Here is a 17,065-nt window from a genome sequence, read left to right as displayed (position 1 = left end):
TGTGCGAGGATCAGGTGTTGAGGCAGGTGTTGCCGAACGCCGGGTTCAGCAGGGCGACGATGTTGATGGTGTTGCCGCACACGTTGACCGGCACGTCGACCGGGACCTGGATGAGGTTGCCGGAGATGACACCGGGGGAGTTCTGGGCGACACCCGCGGCGCCGGCACCGCCATGGGCACTGGCCACACCGGCCCCGCCCACAACGGCAATGCCCGCGGCAGCGGACAGGACGGCGGCCTTCGAGACAAACTTCACGGTGAACCTCTTCACTGAGCAGCATTCAGGTATCTGTACGCGCCGCTTAGAGCGACAAGCTGCTCAACTCACCAACTCGGGCAAAAGTAGCGGTTCAATCGGGTGAATACGGCGCTTGCTTGTCCGAAAGGAGGCGGCGACTCCGTGTCCCTCATGGAGACGCGTCACCCCAACCCGCCTACGGCCAGCGCCGATTGTCGCGGGATTCGCGCGCAATGGCGCCATGAAGGTGTTCCGCGCACAGGTGTTTTCCTGATGTCTTTTGCAGCAGAGTCCGGCGCCAAGGGACGGGCGCCCCGGTCGAGGAGCTCGTCGGGCGCTGACCGGCCGGGGTGCAGGCCAGGTCGGCTCCGTCGCCGAACTCGGCCCTGGCGTTGGACAGAAGATGCCGGATGACGTGACCGTGCGGCGGCGCTCGCCGTGGCGCTGTCCTCAAACCCTGCGCCTGGGCGGGGAGGTTGTGCCGGGGCGCCTGGAGGCAGGAGTCGTTCACCTCGCCCGCCACACAGAGCGTGATCGCCCGCTCGCCGTACGTACGGCACGGGCGGTGCCGGGACCGGTGCGCGCTCGCTGCGTCGCGGGCGGGGATCGTGTCGTCCGCGCTGGTCAGGGTGAATGTCAGACCCTGGTGGAAGACTCAGGGACATGAGATGGGCGGTGGTGGAGACGGGCGACGGGGGTGCTCGTCTCTGCCCGCTCGCCCAGGACGGCAGGCCTGCCGGACCGGTGCTGCGGGAGCCCTCACTCGCCGAGGCCGTGCGCTCGCGTCCCGAGGTCGAGCGGTGGGTGTGGCGGTCCACCGCGGAGATCTACCGGAGGCTGTTGGCGGCGGAGGTGCGGGTCGAGCGGTGCTACGACGTGGAGGCCGCGGAGGCGCTGCTGATCGGGCATGAGGAGGGCCAGTCCGGTCAGCCGCGTTCGCTGGCCGCCGCCTGGGCCCGGCGGCACGGCCTGCCCGTCCCGCCGGATCCGCCCGTCCGTACGGCACAGACCCAGCCGTCGCTGTTCGACCCGGGCCCGGTGCCGCTGCCGCCCGGCACGGACGAGCTGACGGCGCTGCTGGAGGTCTACGCCGGCCAGGTGGCGCGTACGGAGAAGGCGGAGCATCCGGACCGGATGCGGCTGCTGCTCGCCGCGGAATCCGCGGGCACGCTGGTCGCCACGGAAATGGGGCGGGCCGGGGTGCCCTGGCGGGCGGATGTGCACCGCAAGCTGCTCGACGGGCTGCTGGGCGAGCGCTATCCGGGCGGCGGGGAGCCACGCCGGATGGCGGAGCTGGCCGATGAGGTGTCCCGGGCCTTCGGGGAGGGCGCGCGGGTGCGCCCTGATCTGCCCAACGACATCATCAAGGCCTTTGCCCGTGCCGGGATTTCCCTCACCTCGACCCGCAAATGGGAATTGCAGCAGATCGATCACCCCGCTGTGGCGCCGCTGCTGGCGTACAAGACGCTCTACCGTCTGTACACCGCTCATGGGTGGTCATGGCTCCAGCAGTGGGTGCACGACGGCCGCTTCCGCCCCGAGTATCTGCCCGGTGGCACGGTCTCCGGCCGCTGGACCGCCAACGGCGGCGGCGCGCTCCAGATCCCCAAGGTGATCCGGCAGGCCGTGCTCGCCGACCCGGGGTGGCGCCTGGTGGTCGCCGACGCCGACCAGATGGAACCCCGGGTGCTGGCGGCCGTCTCCCGTGACCGGGGCCTGATGGACGTGGCCGGCAGCGGCGAGGATCTGTACGCGGATCTGGCGGCCCGCGCGTTCGGCGGCGACCGCGCCCGGGCCAAACTCGGCCTGCTGGGCGCCATTTACGGCCAGACCTCCGGCGACGCCCTCAAGCACATGGCCGATCTGCGCCGCCGCTATCCGGCCGCGGTGGCATATGTGGACGAGGCGGCGCGCGCGGGCGAGGAGGGGCGGCTGGTGCGCACCTGGCTGGGCCGTACCTGCCCGCCCGCGTCCGTGGCGCCGCCCGACGAGGCGGGCCTGCCCCAGGAGGAGGAGCCGTCCGCGGCGTACGGCTCCAGCTCGGCCGCCGCCCGCGCCCGTGGCCGCTTCACCCGCAACTTCGTCGTCCAGGGCAGCGCCGCCGACTGGGCGTTGCTGATGCTGGCCGCGCTGCGCCGCGCGCTGTCGGCGGGCGGGCTCCGCGCCGAGCTGGTCTTCTTCCAGCATGACGAGGTGATCGTGCACTGTCCCGCCTCGGAGGCGGCGACGGTCGCCGAGGCGGTCACGGAGGCGGCCGCGGCGGCAGGGCGGATCGCGTTCGGGGAGACGCCGGTCCGCTTCCCGTTCACCACGGCGGTGGTGGAGTGCTATGCGGACGCGAAGTGATCCGGGCGGCCGGCACCGCAGGGCCGGTGCGGGCGTGCGGGTGGCGATCGTGAGCAGAAGCCCTGGTACGTCCGTCCTGAAGGAGGAGCGCCCCGTATGAGCGTCCAGCCCGAGATGACCGACCGGACCGCGAGACGCGTGCATCCCGAACTCGTCCCGGCATTCGCGTCGTTGCCGCGGCTCCCCGATCCGTATGCGGACATCGAGGCCACGCGCCAGGAGTTCCACGAGATGCTGGCATCCTTCCCGGCCGACCGTACGGGCGTGTGCAGCGAGCGGTTCGGCATCCCGCGGGCGGACGGCAGCGTCCTGATGGTCGAGGTCTACCGTCCGGAGGGGGCGGTGGGCGCCGTCCCGGAAGAGGGCGCGAACGGCGCCGCCCCCGGGAGCGGAGGTGACCCGCTGCCCGCCGTGCTGCACTTCCACGGTGGTGGGTTCGCCCTCGGCCGGTCGCTGCCGGGCCAGGACCGCGTGGCCATCGAACTCTGCCGTGAACTGCCCGCTGTCGTCCTCACCGTCGAATACCGCCTCGCCCCGGAGCACCGCTACCCGGCCGGGGTGGAGGACTGTTATCTCGCCCTGGAATGGGCGGCGGGGCGGGCTGCCGCGCTGGGCATCGATCCCGGGCGGATCGCTGTGGCGGGCAAGTCCGCGGGCGGTGGGCTCAGTGCCGCTGTTGCCCTGATGGCCCGCGACCGGGGTGGTCCTGCGCTCGCCTTCCAGTCGCTGTGCGTACCGGATCTGGATGACCGGGTCGGGGCGGACGAGGCGGCGGACGCGGAAGGGGCCGGGGAGGCGCGGGTGCTCGACGGGCGCGGCGTCCAGACGTCCTGGAAGCACTACCTTCCGGAGGGGACGGCGACGGCGGAGGCGTATGCCGCGCCGGCCCGCGCCACGGAGCTGTCGGGGCTGCCGCCGGCCCATGTTCTGGTCTGCGATCTCGATCCGATGCGCGACGCGGGGCTGGCCTACGCCCGGCGTCTGATGGATGCGGGGGTGCCGGTCACGGTCCGCAATGTGCCCGGTGCCTGGCACGGCTTCGAGCTGTACGCGGCGGACACCGGGGTGGCGAAGGAGATGGCGGCGCACTGGACGGGGCAGCTGAAGGCGGCGTTGTATCCGACGTGTCCGGCGGTGGTGTGAGGCCGCTCAGTTCGTCCCGTCCGGCACGCCGGGGGTGCCCTGCCCGGTGGGCGTCTCGATGCTCTGATGCTCGCCGCCCGGGGCCTCGACAGTGGAGATCAGGCCACGGGTGATCCGCACCATCGCCGCGACCAGCAGCTCGCGCGGGCGGTCGGGGCGCTCCAGCCACCACAGGGCGAGCCCGTACAGCGAGCTGCGGATCGCCTCGCCGAGGGGCTCCAGCTCCGCCTCGGGGATGCCGGGCACGAACTCGCGCAGCAGCGCCATGTCCGTCTCCCGCTGTCTGCGCTGGAGCTCATGGTGGAAGGCCGCCACCTGAGCGTCCCCCGTGGTGTCCCGGAACATCATGCGCCAGGTGTACGGATGGCTCTGCACATACCCGAACCAGGCGTCGTACATCGCCGTCATCCTCGTGGCCAGGTCGCCCTCGCCGTGGAGGAGTTCGCGGACCGGGGCGGCGGCCAGCTCGTCGCGGTGCCGCTCCAGCAGGGCGAGGTGCAGCTCCTGCTTGGAGTCGAAGTGGCGGTAGAGCATCGGCTTGCTCAGGCCCGCTTCGGCGGCGATCTCCCCGATGGTCGTGCCCGCGAAGCCGCGCTCCGCGAACAGCCGGGCGGCCGTGTCCTCGATACGCGTCCTGGCCTCGGCGCGCGCGGCGCGGCTCCGCTCGATCTCGCTCATGTGCTCCATCCTGCGATCTGGCTTGTTCCGGCTGGTGATTTCGGCTCGCCATGGCCGCTGCGATAAAGGATACTGGATCGTGTACCACTTGGTATACGCATGAGTAACCTAGGAACGGGGGCTCCTCGTGATCGTTTCCGTCCACTTCGCCGACGTCGGTGTCCGCGCTGTCCGTGCCGTCCTCCGGGAGCGTCCACGGCCGGACCACACCCCCGGCCTCCGGTACGCCCAGACCACGCTCACCGGCGCCGTCGCGGCCGGTCCGCCCCGGGTGCGCCCCGGCCGGGCCGGGCTGCTCGCCGCGTGGGAGGACGATGCCGCGCTCGACCGCTTTCTCGCCGAGGACCCGATGGCGCGGCGGCTGGCCGGCGGCTGGCATGTGCGGCTTCAGCCGCTGCGGGTCTCCGGTTCGTGGCCCGCGATGCCCGTCGAGATCGACCCCGGTGCCGCGGGGGACGAGGAGGACGGGCCGGTCGCCGTCCTCACCCTCGGACAGCTGCGGCTGCGCCGCGCACTGCCGTTCCTGCGCGCCAGTTCCCACGCCTCCGGCCGGGCCGCGGCCGATCCTTCGCTGATCGCGTCGGTCGCGCTGGCCAGACCGCCCCGCTTCGTCGGCACGTTCTCCCTGTGGCAGAGCCTGTCGGCGATGCGCCAGTACGCCTACGGCGCCGACCGGCCCGCGCACCAGGAAGCGGTCAGGCAGGACCGGGCGGATCCGTTCCACCATGAATCGGCGTTTGTGCGGTTCCGCCCCTACGGCGCCCGGGGCGCGCTGGACGGCCATGAGCCGGTGGCGGCGGCGGTGAGGGCGTCGCGCTAGGAGACGCGGTGCAGCGCCAGGTGGCTTCCGGTGCCCGGCGTACGGCCCGCGCCCCTGGGGAGCGCCGCGGGCCCGCGTGGATCCGCGGGGGCACGCCCTAAACTCCCCGGGTAGGGGCCTGCCACGGGCGAACGGCCGAGATGTGATCCGGGAAGGGACCAGCGTTGACCGACACCGAAGGGGCCGCCGACGCCTCGGACGCGACTGATCCGTCGGTCACCAAACTGAGCCCCAGGGACCGCCGGAAGCGGATCGCCGACCGGGTGCTGGCCGAGGGCCAGGTGACCATCGAGGAGCTGGTCGGGGAGCTCGGCGTCAGCCAGATGACGGTGCACCGCGATCTGGACACCCTGGAGCACCAGGGCTGGCTGCGGAAGGTACGCGGCGGCGCCACGGCCGCGCCCAACGCCCTCTTCGAGTCCAACGCGCGCTGGCGCGGCAATGAGCAGGTGGCGGCGAAGGAGGCCATCTGCGCGGCCGCGCTGGCCATAGCCGAGCCCGGCCAGGCCGTGATCATCGATGACTCCAGTACGGCACTGCCGCTGGCCCGCGCACTCTCCGGGCGCGGCGCCTACACCGTCATCACCAACTCCCTTCAGGTCATCAACGAACTGGCCGAGGAGCCCGACATCCGGGTGATCGCGCTGGGCGGCGAGTATCACGCGGCGTTCAACGCCTTCCTCGGCATGTCCACCGCCGACAGCGCCCGCAGCTTCCGCGCCGATGTCGCCTTTCTGTCCACCTCCGCGGTCGACAACGGCCACTGCTACCACCAGGCGCAGGAGAACGTCCTGGTCAAGCGGGCACTGATGGCCGCTGCCCGGCGCAAGGTGCTGCTGGTGGACCACTCCAAGTTCGGCCGCCAGGCGCTCTACGAACTCGCGCCGCTGGCCGACTTCGATCTCGTCATCTCCGATGAAGAGCTTCCCCAGGAGGAACGGGACGCGCTTCAATCCCTGGGTGTGCGATACGAGTTGGCGGCGGAGGGAGGCCGGCGGGAATGAGTGCTGAGAGCGGGACGAGCGCGGGAGCGGGGATGGGTGCACAGAACGGTGAGCGCGGCACGGCCGCGGGCGGTGGCGGTGGCGGTGGCACGGGCGGCGGCGAGCTGGAGCGCATCAATCCGCCGCATCTCGCGCCGCCGACCGGATTCAGCCATGCCGTGCGTGCCGCCCCGGGCACCATGGTCTTTCTCGCCGGACAGACCGCTCTCGACGGATCGGGCCGGATCGTCGGCGACGGCATCGTCGAGCAGTTCGAGCGGGCGCTGACGAACCTCCTGGACGTCGCGGCGGCCTCCGGCGCCGGCCCCTCCGACCTGGCCAAACTCACGGTCTTCGCCGTCGATGTCGCCGATTACCGCCGCCATGCCCGCGACCTCGGCGCCGTCTGGAAGCGCCTGGTCGGCGGCGCCTACCCGGCGATGGCGGTGATCGGCGCCACCCGCCTGTGGGACGAGACGGCCCTGGTCGAGATCGAAGGCATCGCCGTCGTCCGCTAGGGCCGGTCTTCACCGTCCCGTCTGCCTCACGACGCCGGCGGCGCGTCGGCCGCAACCCCCTCCGCATGCGTCAGGGGCGCCCGCCCCACCGGTCTCCCGGTGGAACGAGCGCCCCTGACGCTGTTCGAAACCCCGCTGGCGACCGCTCAGTTCCGGCCGCGGGCCATCCCCACCGGATCCTTCTTGAACGCCCAGGTCATCTTGGGCTCCATGGCGAACCGGAAGGCCCGCTGTACGGGGGGTGTGCACAGCACCGTGATGACGGTGCCCGCGGTGAGCGTCAGCAGTACCGCGCCCCAGGGCGTGTGCACCCACGGAGCGTCGTACCAGTTCCAGAAGCGCGACCCCTTGGCGAGGAAGCCGTGCAGCAGATAGCCGTAGAGGGTGCCCGCGCCCAGCGCCGTGCACCACATCGTGCGGCCCGGGATCCAGGCGAAGAAACAGGCCACCAGCACGAGTGAACAGCCGAACATCGCCAGCGTCATCACCGCACCGCTCCACCACGGAGCGGCCAGCTCCTGCGCGGCGTCGCGGTGGTAGAACCACGCGGCGTTCATCCGCGGCGCCGCCCAGTAGGCGAAGACCAGCGCGGCCGCGAAGACCGGCACGGCCAGCATCCGCGCCTTCTTGCGGCGCACCAGCTTGAAGTGCTCCGGCCGCAGCGACAGCCCGATCACGAAGAACGGCAGGAACTGGAGCACCCGTTGGAGGTCCAGGTCATCGCCGATGTCCGGGGAGAGCGACGCGAGCACGGCCACGGCCAGGGCCAGCGGCACCGGCCAGCGCACGATCTTCCACAGCGGGGTGGTCAGCCGCCAGATGAACAGGGCGGCCAGGAACCATGTCAGATACCAGGGATCCATCAGGCTGATCGGATAACCCGGATCGTCGTCCGCCCACCTCTTGAAGAGCGTGTAGGCGACTTCGAAGAGGATGTAAGGAACCGCAACCCCGGTAATCAGCCGCTGGAGCCGGTCCTTGCGCATATCGAAACTGCGCGAGAAATAACCGGAGATGATGATGAACGCCGGCATGTGGAAGGCGTAGACGGTGACGTAGAGCGCCGCCGCCGTCCGGCTGCCGTCGCGCAGCGGCTCCCAGGAGTGGCCCATCGCCACGAGCACGATGGCCAGATACTTCGCGTTGTCGAAGAAGGCATCGCGGGGCTTCGCCTTGGCATCGGCCGCACCGGCATTCCTGCCCGGGTCCGCGCCCCGGCCCTTGGCGTGACCTCGGGGCTTGGCATGCGAGGCGTTGCCCGGGGCCGCCCGCTGACGGGCCGTCGCCGGTCCGGGCGCGGTCGCCGTCGGCGGTGCCATCGTCGCCGTCGCACCGCCGGTCCCGGCCGGTGCCGGTGCGCCCGCCGGACTCAGCGTGTCATGCGGCGTCTGCCGTTGCGGGGGAAGTGGCACCCGCCGTTCGCCGTACGACGGAAAATCGTTCGTCAAGGAGCCTCCTGGAACGATCCCAGGGGAAGTGCTGAACGCTGGCCCGCACCGGGCCGCAAATCGGAACCCAAAAGCCAAATCCTGCGTCTTAGTTCTTTTACGGGGAGTGTGGCGGCGTCGAACATCTCAGGCACCTTAGCCCCGCGGCGGGAATCACGTAAATCCCCGACTGCGGCGGCCACACCCGGCGCATCCGCCCTCCACAGCTCCTTCACGGTGCCGCGGGCGGCGGCGCGGCCCGGAGCGGAGTGCGGCACCCCACAAGATCTGGACAATGCCCCTCTAATCCCCGGCCCTTGCCCGTTATTCAATAACACCTTCGACACCGCGCGCTCTCACCGACCGGGCGCTGGTGTTCTTCGCCACGTCCCACGCATAGACCTCCAACGGGCGCCCGTGCGGGCCCCGCAGCCGGTGCACGGCCGCCAGCCAACGCGAACTGAGCGCGGACGCACGGGGGTTGATCTGATCCGCGAACCGCGCATAGCCCGCCAGTCTGCCTATCTCGGGCGCCCCGAGAATCCCCGTACGTATCTGTGGCGCCCTCTCGTGCACGGCCATTACGCACGGCACACAGAAGCTCTGGACCACCAGCCGGCTCCGGACATGGGCGCGATCCAGCCACCCGCGTGCCCGTAGTTCACGGATGACCTGCGCCTCGATTCCGGGATACTTCTCAGGCGCCTTGATCTCCAGCAAAAGGCGCTGCCCGTTTTGGTCCAGACGGCGTAGATAGGCGGCGAGCGTCGGCACCCGCTCCCCCGCGAACCGCTTGCCGAACCAGCTGCCGGCGTCCAGCCGCGCGATCTCGGCAGCCGTGAAGTCCCCCACCCGCCATGGCGCCCGCCCGGGAAACACCTTGGCGGCATCGGTCGTCCGCTTCAACGTGGCGTCGTGCACCACCACCAGCCGGCCGTCCTTGCTGCGCTGCACATCGTTCTCCACCCATATGAGGCCGCGGCGGTGCGCGGCATCGACGGCGGCGAGGGTGTTCTCAGGGGCGTAACGGGAGGCGCCACGGTGGGCTATCACCCGCGTCGCCGCGGTGCCGGGGCCGGCCCGTGTCCCGCTGCTGACGGCGACATCCGCGTACTCCTCCGGGCCGGAGGCCATCGCGGACGACGACACCGCGGCCGCCACCAGATAGGCGACGCCGGCCGCGGGGATCCGCAGCGATCTCCGAAGCATGCGGGAGCCTCCTGGTCCGCTCGGCCGCGGACGGCCGCGTCCGCGTCAGGTGTGCCCCCTGAGGCCCTTCCTTCCGTCCCGTCCTTCGGTCCGGTCCTTCCGTCCGGTCCTTCCGTGCAGCCCTCCCGTGCAGGAATGCGGCTGTCTCCTCAACATGCCCGCATCCCTTGTCACCCGCCACGCGAGGATCCCTGCGGCCGCTGTCCGCGACTCCGCCACGCCGGTCGACTTTTCCCAGGTCAGGTGGGGTGGGGAGGGCGATCGGGCGGGTGTGGCGCGGGTCGCCGGGCTGCCCTCCATCCGGGCACGTGGCGCCGCCGAAGCGCCGTGGGGCCGCGTCCGCACCCTGGCCCTGCTCGTCCCCCATTTCTGACCCCGGAGGATTACGGGGGCCGCTCCCGAGAGGCGGCCCGAAGCGGCCCGTCCCCCTCGTCGTCGCGGCGGCCGCAGTAGCCGCCCTCGGCCTCACCGGCCGCTCGGTGGACGCCACGAAGGCGACACCGGAATCGAAGAGTTTCCCGTACACCGGCACCTCCCTGAAGCTGACGACGCACGAGGTCTCCACGGACCTGGTCGCCACCGACCGCAAGGACAGCAAGGTCACCCGCTGGTTCGACGCGGCCGCCGGCAGCGAGCGGCTGACCTGGACCCTCCAGGGCGACACCCCCGACATCGACGCCGGCCGCACCGGCATCGCCCTCTGTGACGCCCGGTTCAAGGTCAAGGTTCCCAAGGGCATCGCGGTGACCAGGGACGGCGAGCGAACCGCTCTGACCAGGAAGCCTCCCGCCCGTATCCAGATCCCGCCCGATTGCAGATCCGGCCCGTATGTAGATCACGTAACAGCCGTCGATGGACGGCTGTTACACGGCTGACAGGCCATCGAGAAGCGTCGCTCCTAGCTTCTGACACGTCGACCGATCCCCAGGAACCGGAGCGAGATCATGAACCGCAACACGAGCCTGATCCGGCGCCACAAGACGGCCATAGGCGCGGGCCTGGCCTGTGTCGCCGCCCTCGGCGCCTTCGCCACCGCCACCAGTGCGAACGCCGCCACCGCCCCGGCACACGCCGCGCACGCCCACAGCGCGGGTGTCGCCCAGACCGGCAACACCCCCTACGTCGTCAACCACTACGGCGAGGAGAACGCGGACCAGGGCAAGGCCGAGCGCAGCCCCGAGCGCCTGGTGCTCTCCGAGTTCACCTCGGCCAGGGACCTCAACTGGAAGCAGTGGAACACGAAGAAGGCCGTCGCCACCGGCAAGGTCACCGGCATGTGGTGCCTGGACACCTGCCTCGACAAGCCGCTGAAGGCCACCCTCACGCTGTCGGACCCCAAGACCGTGAACGGCAAGAAGGTCTTCTCCTCCTTCACCCTGAAGCTGGCCGACGGCTCGGGTGCGTACGATTCCGAGGACCTCCAGGGCAAGCGCCCGCTCGCCACCAGCTGACGTGAGACCCTCCCGATGAACAAGCCCACGGCCGCGGCCGCCGGCCTCGCGCTGGTGCTGACGGCCGTGGGCCTCACCGGGTGCGGCAACCCCGAACAGCCCCACGTCGAGGGCCCCGCACCCAGACCCACCCAGGTCTCAGGACCGGTCTATGTCTCCGACACCCTGGGCCATCCGCTGACCCGCCCCACGAAGTTCGCCCTCACCGAGTTCTCCTCGGTCTCCGGGCTCAGCTGGCGCTCCTGGGGAAAGCCGAAAGCCGTCGCCACCGGGCGGGTGCGAGGCATGTGGTGCATCCCCCACTGCCCCGCCAACGGATATCCCGCCACCGTCGAACTCAGCCGCCTACAGCATCAAGAGAACGTCTCGTACTACAGCCGCGCGGTCGTACGTTCCTCCCACCACCTCCCTCCCGACCGGGCAGCCGAGCTGCGCGACGTCCGGCTGCCCGTCCCCGAGCCCTAGGAACGCAAGCGATGACCGATGTGCTGCTCGTGGAGGACGACCCCCTGCTGCGGGAGGCGACCCAACTGTCCCTGGAACGCTACGGATACCAGGTGCGCACGGCCGCCGACGGCCACGCCGGGCTGGCGCAGTTCCGCGACCGCGCCCCCGATGTCGCCCTCCTGGACGTCATGCTGCCGCGCCTCGACGGGGTCAGCGTGGTGCGCCGCATCCGTGAGGTGAGCCGGCTGCCGGTGCTGATGCTCTCCGCCCGCACCGATCCGGTGGACGTCGTCCTCGGTCTCGAAGCGGGCGCCGACGACTACCTCACCAAGCCGTACGACATTCCGGTGCTGGTCGCTCGCATACGTGCGGCGCTGCGCCGCACCGCGGACTTCCCCGAGACCGGCCCGCGGGAGGATCCGACGCTGCTGCGGTTCGGCGACCTCACGGTGGACACCGCGTCCATGGACATCCACCGGGCGGGCCGGCTGCTCGAACTCACCCCCACCGAGCGCAGGTTGGTGCTCGAATTCGCGGCCGAGCCCGGCATCGTGCTCTCGCGGACCACGCTGCTGGAGCGCGTATGGGACTACGCGTGCGGCGGCGACCCCCGTGTCGTCGACGTCCATGTGCAACGGCTGCGCGCCAAGATCGGCCACGGGCGCATCGTGACCGTCCGCGGCTTCGGCTACAAGCTCGCGCCCTGACCACCATGGGGCTGCGCACCAAGACCGCCCTGGTCATCGCGGGGACCGCCGCGATCGTCGCCACCCTCATCGGTCTGCTGGTGCACCAGCTCACCGCCGAGGACCAGCGCAAGAACGCCGGCCGTGCGGCCGACGCCCGGCTCGTGGCGGCGGTCGGCGCCTACTCCTCCGGAATCGACAGCGGCGCGCTGGTCAATCCACCGGACCTGCCCGCCGTGCTCCGCCGAACCGTCACCGACCGCCCCGTGCGGGCCACCTGCCTCCAGAACACCGGCGGTTCCGGGGCCCCGGTGCTGTGGGCCGCCACCCGAAGCGGCCACGACCTCCTCGCCGTCCGCCGCTCCTACGCCCCGCAGGCCCGCGCCCTCGCCGATCTCGACCGGGTGCTGGTCGGCTCCGGCGCGTCCGTCACCGCGCTCGGCTGTGTGCTGGGCGTCGTCGCGGCGGCCGGCGCGGGACGGCGCATCACCGCGTCCGCGGACACCGCGCAGCGGATCGCGGACGGCGATCTGACCGACCGGGTCCGGCCCAAGGGCAAGGACGAGATCGCCCGGCTCGGCGCCGCCGTCAACACCATGGCCGACGCGCTGAGCGCCCGCCTGGAGGCCGAACGGCAGGTCACCGCCGATATCGCCCATGAGCTCCGCACCCCCGTCGCCGGCCTGGTGACCGCCGTCGGACTCCTGCCGCCCGGCCGCCCGGCCGAACTGGTCAGCGGGGGCGTGGACACCCTGCGCACTCTCGTGGAGAACGTCCTGGAGGTGGCCCGGCTGGACGTGCCGGGCGTCGAGCAGGCGCACCACGAGAAGATCCTCCCGAGCACCCTGGCGCACCGGGCCGTCGCACTGACGGGCGGCGACGTCGAAGTCACGGTCCACAACGAAACGCCCGTCTCGACCGACCCCCGCCGCGCCGAGCGCATCCTCGCCAACCTGCTCACCAACGCCCAACTCCACGGCGCCCCGCCGGTGACCCTGGAAGTCGACGGAACGACGGTCCGCGTACACGACAACGGCTCCGGCTTCCCCGCCGAACTGCTCACCCACGGCCCCCAGCGCTTCCGCACCGGCGCCCGCGAACGCGGCGCCGGCATCGGCCTGGGCCTCACCATCGTCACCGGCCAGGCCCGGCTACTGAACACCAAGGTCACCTACGAAAACCCCACCACCGGCGGCGCCCTGGCCACGGTCCACCTGACACCCGAGCACACCTGAACCACCGCGACCTCGACCGCCGACGGCCTCACACCGTCCGCCGGTGGCCTCTGCACCGGCCACTCCCGCACTGCTGAACGCACCCAACAAAAAACCCAGGTCAGCGATATCTGACCTGGGCTTTTCCACAGAGCCGCCTTCGGGATTCGAACCCGAGACCTACGCATTACGAGTGCGTTGCTCTGGCCAACTGAGCTAAGGCGGCGTGGTGCGCGGCCCAGTCTACACATCACAGAGGGGTGCTCTGTAACCCGTTTAGGAGCTGGTCAAGGGAGGGCGGGGAGGGGGGTGAAGGGGTGTGAGGCGGGTCACTTGCAGTGCTTGTTCTTCGGGGGGACAGTGCCGTTGAGGAGGTAGTTGTTGATCGCGGTGTCGATGCAGTCGCTGCCGCGGCCGTAGGCGGTGTGGCCGTCGCCCTCGTAGGTGAGCAGGGTGGCGCTGGAGAGCTGGGAGGCGAGGGCCTTGGCCCAGTCGTAGGGGGTGGCCGGGTCGCGGGTGGTGCCGACGACGAGGATCGGGGCGGCGCCCTTGGCCTCGATGCGGTGGGCCGTGCCGGTGGGCTTGACCGGCCAGTATGCGCAGTTCAGAGCGGCCCAGGCGAAGCTTGTGCCGAAGACCGGGGAGGCCTTGCGGAAGCTGGGCAGCGCGGCGCGGACCTGGTCGGGGGTGGTGAAGGCGGACGCGAGGTCGAGGCAGTTGACGGCGGGGTTCGCGTACATCTGGTTGGCGTAGGAGCCGTTCGGATCGCGCTCGTAGTAGCTGTCGGAGAGGGTGAGCAGCCCGCGGCCGTTGCCGGCCTTGGCCTGGGCCAGGTAGTCGCGCAGGAGGGGCCAGGCACGCTCGTCGTACATGGCGGCGATCACGCCCGTGGTGGCCAGGGACTCGGTGAGCTGTCGGTCCTCGCCCGTTGCTGCCGGGTGGGCGTCCAGCTTCTTGAAGAGGGCGGAGAGCTGGTTGCCTGCGTCCTCGGTGCTCTTGGTGCCGAGGGGGCAGTTCTTGTGCTTGATGCAGTCCGCGGCGAAGGCCGTGAAGGCGGTGTCGAAGCCGGCGGTCTGGTCGATGTTGGTGGTGCGGGAGTCGATCGCCGGGTTCATCGCGCCGTCCAGGACCATGCGGCCGACGCGGGAGGGGTAGAGGCCGGCGTAGGTCGCGCCGAGGAGGGTGCCGTAGGAAGCGCCGACGTAGTAGAGCTTCTTGTCGCCCAGGGCGGCGCGCAGCACGTCCATGTCGCGGGCGGCTTCGATCGTGGAGACGTGCGAGAGCACCTTGCCGGAGCGGGTCTGGCAGTCCTTGGCGAAGGTGCGGTAGGCGCTGATGAGCTTGTTGACCTCGGCCGGGGTGTCCGGGGTCTGGTCGGTCTGGGTGTAGCGGTCCATCTGCTTGTTGCTGAGGCACTTGACCGGCTCGCTGCGGGCCACGCCGCGCGGGTCCACCGCCGCCATGTCGTAGCGCGCCCGGACCGCGGCGGGCTGGGGCGCGTACTGCTGGAGGTAGTCGATCGCCGACGCGCCGGGGCCGCCCGGATTGACCAGGAGGGAGCCGATCCGGCTGCCGGGGCCGGTGGCCTTCTTGCGGGCCACCGCGAGTTTGATGTCGCCCGCACCGGGGTCGGCGTAGTCCAGGGGCGCCTTCATCGTCGTGCATTCGAAGCCGCTCCCCCCACAGGGATGCCAGCTCAGCTTCTGGTCGTAGTACGGGCGGAGGCCGGCCGGGGTCGCGGACGGGAGCGGCGCGAGGGTGGCGTCGGCGGCGGGGCGCTGGGCGCCGGCTTCCGTGGTGGGGCCCGGGGACGCCTCGGCATCGGGGGACGAACTCCCCGAGGAGCAGCCGGAGATCAGCAGAGCGGTGGCCGCGAGGAGAGCGGCGGAGGTGCGGAGCAGACGGCTGGTGGCCATGGGCGGTCCTTGGTCTCGGTCCCTGGAAGTGGAGGCGGTGTCGGTCCCTGGAAGGTGGAGTGCGGGTGGCGGTGCGGGGGCGGCGGTGCGGTGCGGCGGGGCTGGTGGTGCTGCTGTCGGCAGCGGTGCTGGTGTCGGCGGTGGTGCTGGTGTCGGCGGTGGTGCTGGTGTCGGCGGTGGTGCTGGTGTCGGCGGTGGTGCTGGTGTCGGCGGTGGTGCTGGTGTCGGCGGTGGTGCAGGTGCCAGCGGGGCTGGTGGTGCTGGTGTCGGCGGTGGTGCTTGCTGGGCTGCGGCTGCCGCCGTGGCAGGACGCCGGCCCTGGTGGTGAGAGCGCGCGGGGGCGGGTGGGAAGTCGGGCCCGGGATTGGGGCGGGTGGCGGGTGGTGGATGGCCGGTGGCGGGTGTCAGCTGACGGCTGTCAGGTGGCGGTTGTCGATGTGGCGGGTGTCAGGCGACGGATGCCGAGGCGGTTGCCGCGACGGTTGCCGCGACCGTTCGAACGGAGAGTATCCGGAGGGGGACGTTGCGTGTGCGTCTCCTTGCGTGCGGGGCCGGGTGACCGGCGGGGTCGGTGTGCTGCGGTGGGTGGCGTGGTGGTCAGCCGGCGCGGAGGGCGACCGCCATCGCCTCGACCGCGAGGAGGGGGGCCACATTGCGGTCCAGGGCCTCGCGGCAGGCGATCACGGCTTCTATACGGCGGAGAGTGCGTTCGGGGGTCGAGGACCCGGCGATGCGGTGGATGCTGTCGCGCACCTCGTCGTTGGCGAGGGGTACCGAGGCGCCCATCTGGAGGGCAAGGACGTCGCGGTAGAAGCTGGTGAGGTCGACCAGGGCCAGGTCGAGGCTGTCGCGCTGGGTACGGGTGGAGCGGCGCTTCTGCTTGTCCTGGAGTTCCTTCATGGCGCCGGCCGTGCCGCGCGGCAGACGTCCGCCCGTGCCGGCAGCGGCGCCGAGCGCGGCGCGCAGCTCCTCGGTCTCCTTGGTGTCGACATCCTCGGCGACCTGCTTGGCGTCCTCCCCCGCGGCATCGATCAACTCCTGGGCCGCCTTGAGGCAGCCGCCGATGTCGTCGGTGCGGAGCGGGAGTTTGAGCACGGCCGCCCTACGGGCGCGGGCACGCTCGTCCGTGGCGAGCCGGCGGGCCCGGCCGATGTGCCCCTGGGTGGCGCGGGCGGCCCGGTCGGCGGCCTCCGGCTCGATGCCGTCGCGCCGGACGAGGACGTCGGCGACCGCGGCGACCGGCGGCGTCCGCAGGGAGAGATGGCGGCAGCGCGAGCGGATCGTGGGCAGGACGTCCTCGACGGACGGCGCGCACAGCAGCCAGACCGTACGGGGAGCGGGCTCCTCGACGGCCTTGAGGAGGACGTTGCCGGCGCCTTCGGTGAGGCGGTCGGCGTCCTCCAGGACGATCACCTGCCACCGGCCGCCGGCCGGGGAGAGCGAGGACCGGCGGACCAGGTCGCGGGTTTCCTTGACGCCGATGGACAGCACGTCCGTACGGACGATCTCGACGTCGGCGTGCGTGCCGACCAGGCTGGTGTGGCAGCCGTCGCAGAAGCCGCAGCCGGGGGCACCTCCGAGGGCGCGGTCCGGGCTGACGCACTGGAGGGCGGCGGCGAAGGCGCGGGCCGCGGTGGAGCGGCCGGAACCCGGCGGGCCCGTGAACAGCCAGGCGTGCGTCATCTGGGAAGCGCTGCTGCGGTCGGCGGACGTCTGCGGCTCCGGCTGCTCACCGGACCGCGGCCCCGCTCCGGCGTGCTCCGCGGTCACGAGGGCGTCCGCATCGCGCGCGGCCGCGGCCAGCTGAGCCGTCAACCGGTCCTGGCCGACCACGTCGTCCCATACCGCCATCGCTGTCCGCCGTTCCTGTCCGTGCCGTTCCGTCGTGCCGTGCGGGGTGCGTGGGCGCCCGGCCGCAGACCACGCATTGCTCCACGCCTGCCCCATTGTGGTGCAACCCACTGACAAACGAATCCGGAAGTCGGCGCC

General features: G+C 71.5%; 16 protein-coding genes and 1 tRNA gene. 10 read left to right on the top strand and 7 right to left on the bottom strand.

Annotated features, from left to right (window positions below; all coding sequences use genetic code 11):
• Nucleotides 1-10: 10 nt before the first annotated feature.
• The gene (locus M8I34_RS35970; protein ID WP_030992081.1) at nucleotides 11-256 is read right to left on the bottom strand and encodes a chaplin; all 246 of its coding nucleotides are present in this window, start codon (nucleotides 254-256) and stop codon (nucleotides 11-13) included.
• A gap of 645 nt (nucleotides 257-901) precedes the next feature.
• Here M8I34_RS35970 and M8I34_RS35965 point away from each other — a divergent pair.
• Together M8I34_RS35965 and M8I34_RS35960 are read left to right on the top strand one after the other, a co-directional pair.
• The gene (locus tag M8I34_RS35965) at nucleotides 902-2,584 is read left to right on the top strand and encodes a bifunctional 3'-5' exonuclease/DNA polymerase (RefSeq protein ID WP_250056997.1); all 1,683 of its coding nucleotides are present in this window, start codon (nucleotides 902-904) and stop codon (nucleotides 2,582-2,584) included.
• A 96-nt stretch (nucleotides 2,585-2,680) separates the two neighbouring features.
• On the top strand, nucleotides 2,681-3,727 hold the full coding sequence (locus tag M8I34_RS35960) for an alpha/beta hydrolase (RefSeq protein WP_250056996.1): 1,047 nt from the start codon (nucleotides 2,681-2,683) through the stop codon (nucleotides 3,725-3,727).
• Nucleotides 3,728-3,733: 6 nt separating this feature from the next.
• Here M8I34_RS35960 and M8I34_RS35955 read toward each other — a convergent pair whose 3' ends face one another.
• On the bottom strand, nucleotides 3,734-4,405 hold the full coding sequence (locus tag M8I34_RS35955) for a TetR/AcrR family transcriptional regulator (protein WP_250056995.1): 672 nt from the start codon (nucleotides 4,403-4,405) through the stop codon (nucleotides 3,734-3,736).
• Nucleotides 4,406-4,532: 127 nt separating this feature from the next.
• Between M8I34_RS35955 and M8I34_RS35950 the strand changes: the two genes are divergently transcribed.
• From M8I34_RS35950 to M8I34_RS35940, 3 genes are all read left to right on the top strand, one after another.
• Nucleotides 4,533-5,225, top strand: a complete 693-nt coding sequence (locus tag M8I34_RS35950) for a spheroidene monooxygenase (protein ID WP_250056994.1) — start codon at nucleotides 4,533-4,535, stop codon at nucleotides 5,223-5,225.
• A 164-nt stretch (nucleotides 5,226-5,389) separates the two neighbouring features.
• Entirely contained in the window at nucleotides 5,390-6,229 is an 840-nt protein-coding gene (locus M8I34_RS35945) for a DeoR/GlpR family DNA-binding transcription regulator (protein WP_250056993.1), read from the top strand.
• A 32-nt stretch (nucleotides 6,230-6,261) separates the two neighbouring features.
• Nucleotides 6,262-6,726, top strand: coding sequence for a RidA family protein (locus M8I34_RS35940; protein WP_250057041.1), 465 nt, complete (start codon nucleotides 6,262-6,264; stop codon nucleotides 6,724-6,726).
• A 146-nt stretch (nucleotides 6,727-6,872) separates the two neighbouring features.
• Here the strand turns inward: M8I34_RS35940 and M8I34_RS35935 are convergent, their stop codons facing one another.
• Together M8I34_RS35935 and M8I34_RS35930 are read right to left on the bottom strand one after the other, a co-directional pair.
• Entirely contained in the window at nucleotides 6,873-8,174 is a 1,302-nt protein-coding gene (locus tag M8I34_RS35935; protein WP_250056992.1) for an acyltransferase family protein, read from the bottom strand.
• A 303-nt stretch (nucleotides 8,175-8,477) separates the two neighbouring features.
• The gene (locus M8I34_RS35930; protein WP_250056991.1) at nucleotides 8,478-9,362 is read right to left on the bottom strand and encodes a glycerophosphodiester phosphodiesterase family protein; all 885 of its coding nucleotides are present in this window, start codon (nucleotides 9,360-9,362) and stop codon (nucleotides 8,478-8,480) included.
• 479 nt (nucleotides 9,363-9,841) lie between these two features.
• On the opposite strand from M8I34_RS35930, the gene M8I34_RS35925 reads away from it, so the two are divergent.
• From M8I34_RS35925 to M8I34_RS35905, 5 genes are all read left to right on the top strand, one after another.
• Complete coding sequence (locus tag M8I34_RS35925) at nucleotides 9,842-10,237, top strand: hypothetical protein (protein WP_250056990.1); 396 nt, start codon at nucleotides 9,842-9,844, stop codon at nucleotides 10,235-10,237.
• 69 nt (nucleotides 10,238-10,306) lie between these two features.
• Nucleotides 10,307-10,813 carry a hypothetical protein gene (locus M8I34_RS35920; protein WP_250056988.1) on the top strand — a complete coding sequence of 169 codons (507 nt, stop codon included), beginning with the start codon at nucleotides 10,307-10,309 and terminating at the stop codon, nucleotides 10,811-10,813.
• Between the two features lie 15 nt (nucleotides 10,814-10,828).
• Entirely contained in the window at nucleotides 10,829-11,278 is a 450-nt protein-coding gene (locus M8I34_RS35915; RefSeq protein ID WP_250056986.1) for a hypothetical protein, read from the top strand.
• An 11-nt stretch (nucleotides 11,279-11,289) separates the two neighbouring features.
• A complete protein-coding gene (cseB, locus tag M8I34_RS35910; protein ID WP_250056984.1) occupies nucleotides 11,290-11,967 on the top strand; it encodes a two-component system response regulator CseB in 678 nt (225 codons plus the stop codon).
• A 5-nt stretch (nucleotides 11,968-11,972) separates the two neighbouring features.
• A complete protein-coding gene (locus M8I34_RS35905; protein WP_250056982.1) occupies nucleotides 11,973-13,181 on the top strand; it encodes a HAMP domain-containing sensor histidine kinase in 1,209 nt (402 codons plus the stop codon).
• Between the two features lie 131 nt (nucleotides 13,182-13,312).
• Here M8I34_RS35905 and M8I34_RS35900 read toward each other — a convergent pair.
• The 3 genes from M8I34_RS35900 to M8I34_RS35885 form a co-directional block, all read right to left on the bottom strand.
• Nucleotides 13,313-13,386, bottom strand: a tRNA-Thr gene (locus tag M8I34_RS35900).
• Between the two features lie 103 nt (nucleotides 13,387-13,489).
• The gene (locus tag M8I34_RS35895) at nucleotides 13,490-15,076 is read right to left on the bottom strand and encodes an alpha/beta hydrolase (RefSeq protein ID WP_250056980.1); all 1,587 of its coding nucleotides are present in this window, start codon (nucleotides 15,074-15,076) and stop codon (nucleotides 13,490-13,492) included.
• 597 nt (nucleotides 15,077-15,673) lie between these two features.
• A complete protein-coding gene (locus tag M8I34_RS35885) occupies nucleotides 15,674-16,927 on the bottom strand; it encodes a DNA polymerase III subunit delta' (RefSeq protein WP_250056978.1) in 1,254 nt (417 codons plus the stop codon).
• Between the last annotated feature and the right edge of the window lie 138 nt (nucleotides 16,928-17,065).

The sequence above is a fragment of the Streptomyces sp. MCA2 genome (assembly GCF_023544705.1).
Taxonomy (GTDB): domain Bacteria; phylum Actinomycetota; class Actinomycetes; order Streptomycetales; family Streptomycetaceae; genus Streptomyces; species Streptomyces decoyicus.
The sequence above is the reverse complement of the archived record's forward strand: the minus strand, read 5'-3'. Positions and strand labels throughout refer to the sequence as shown.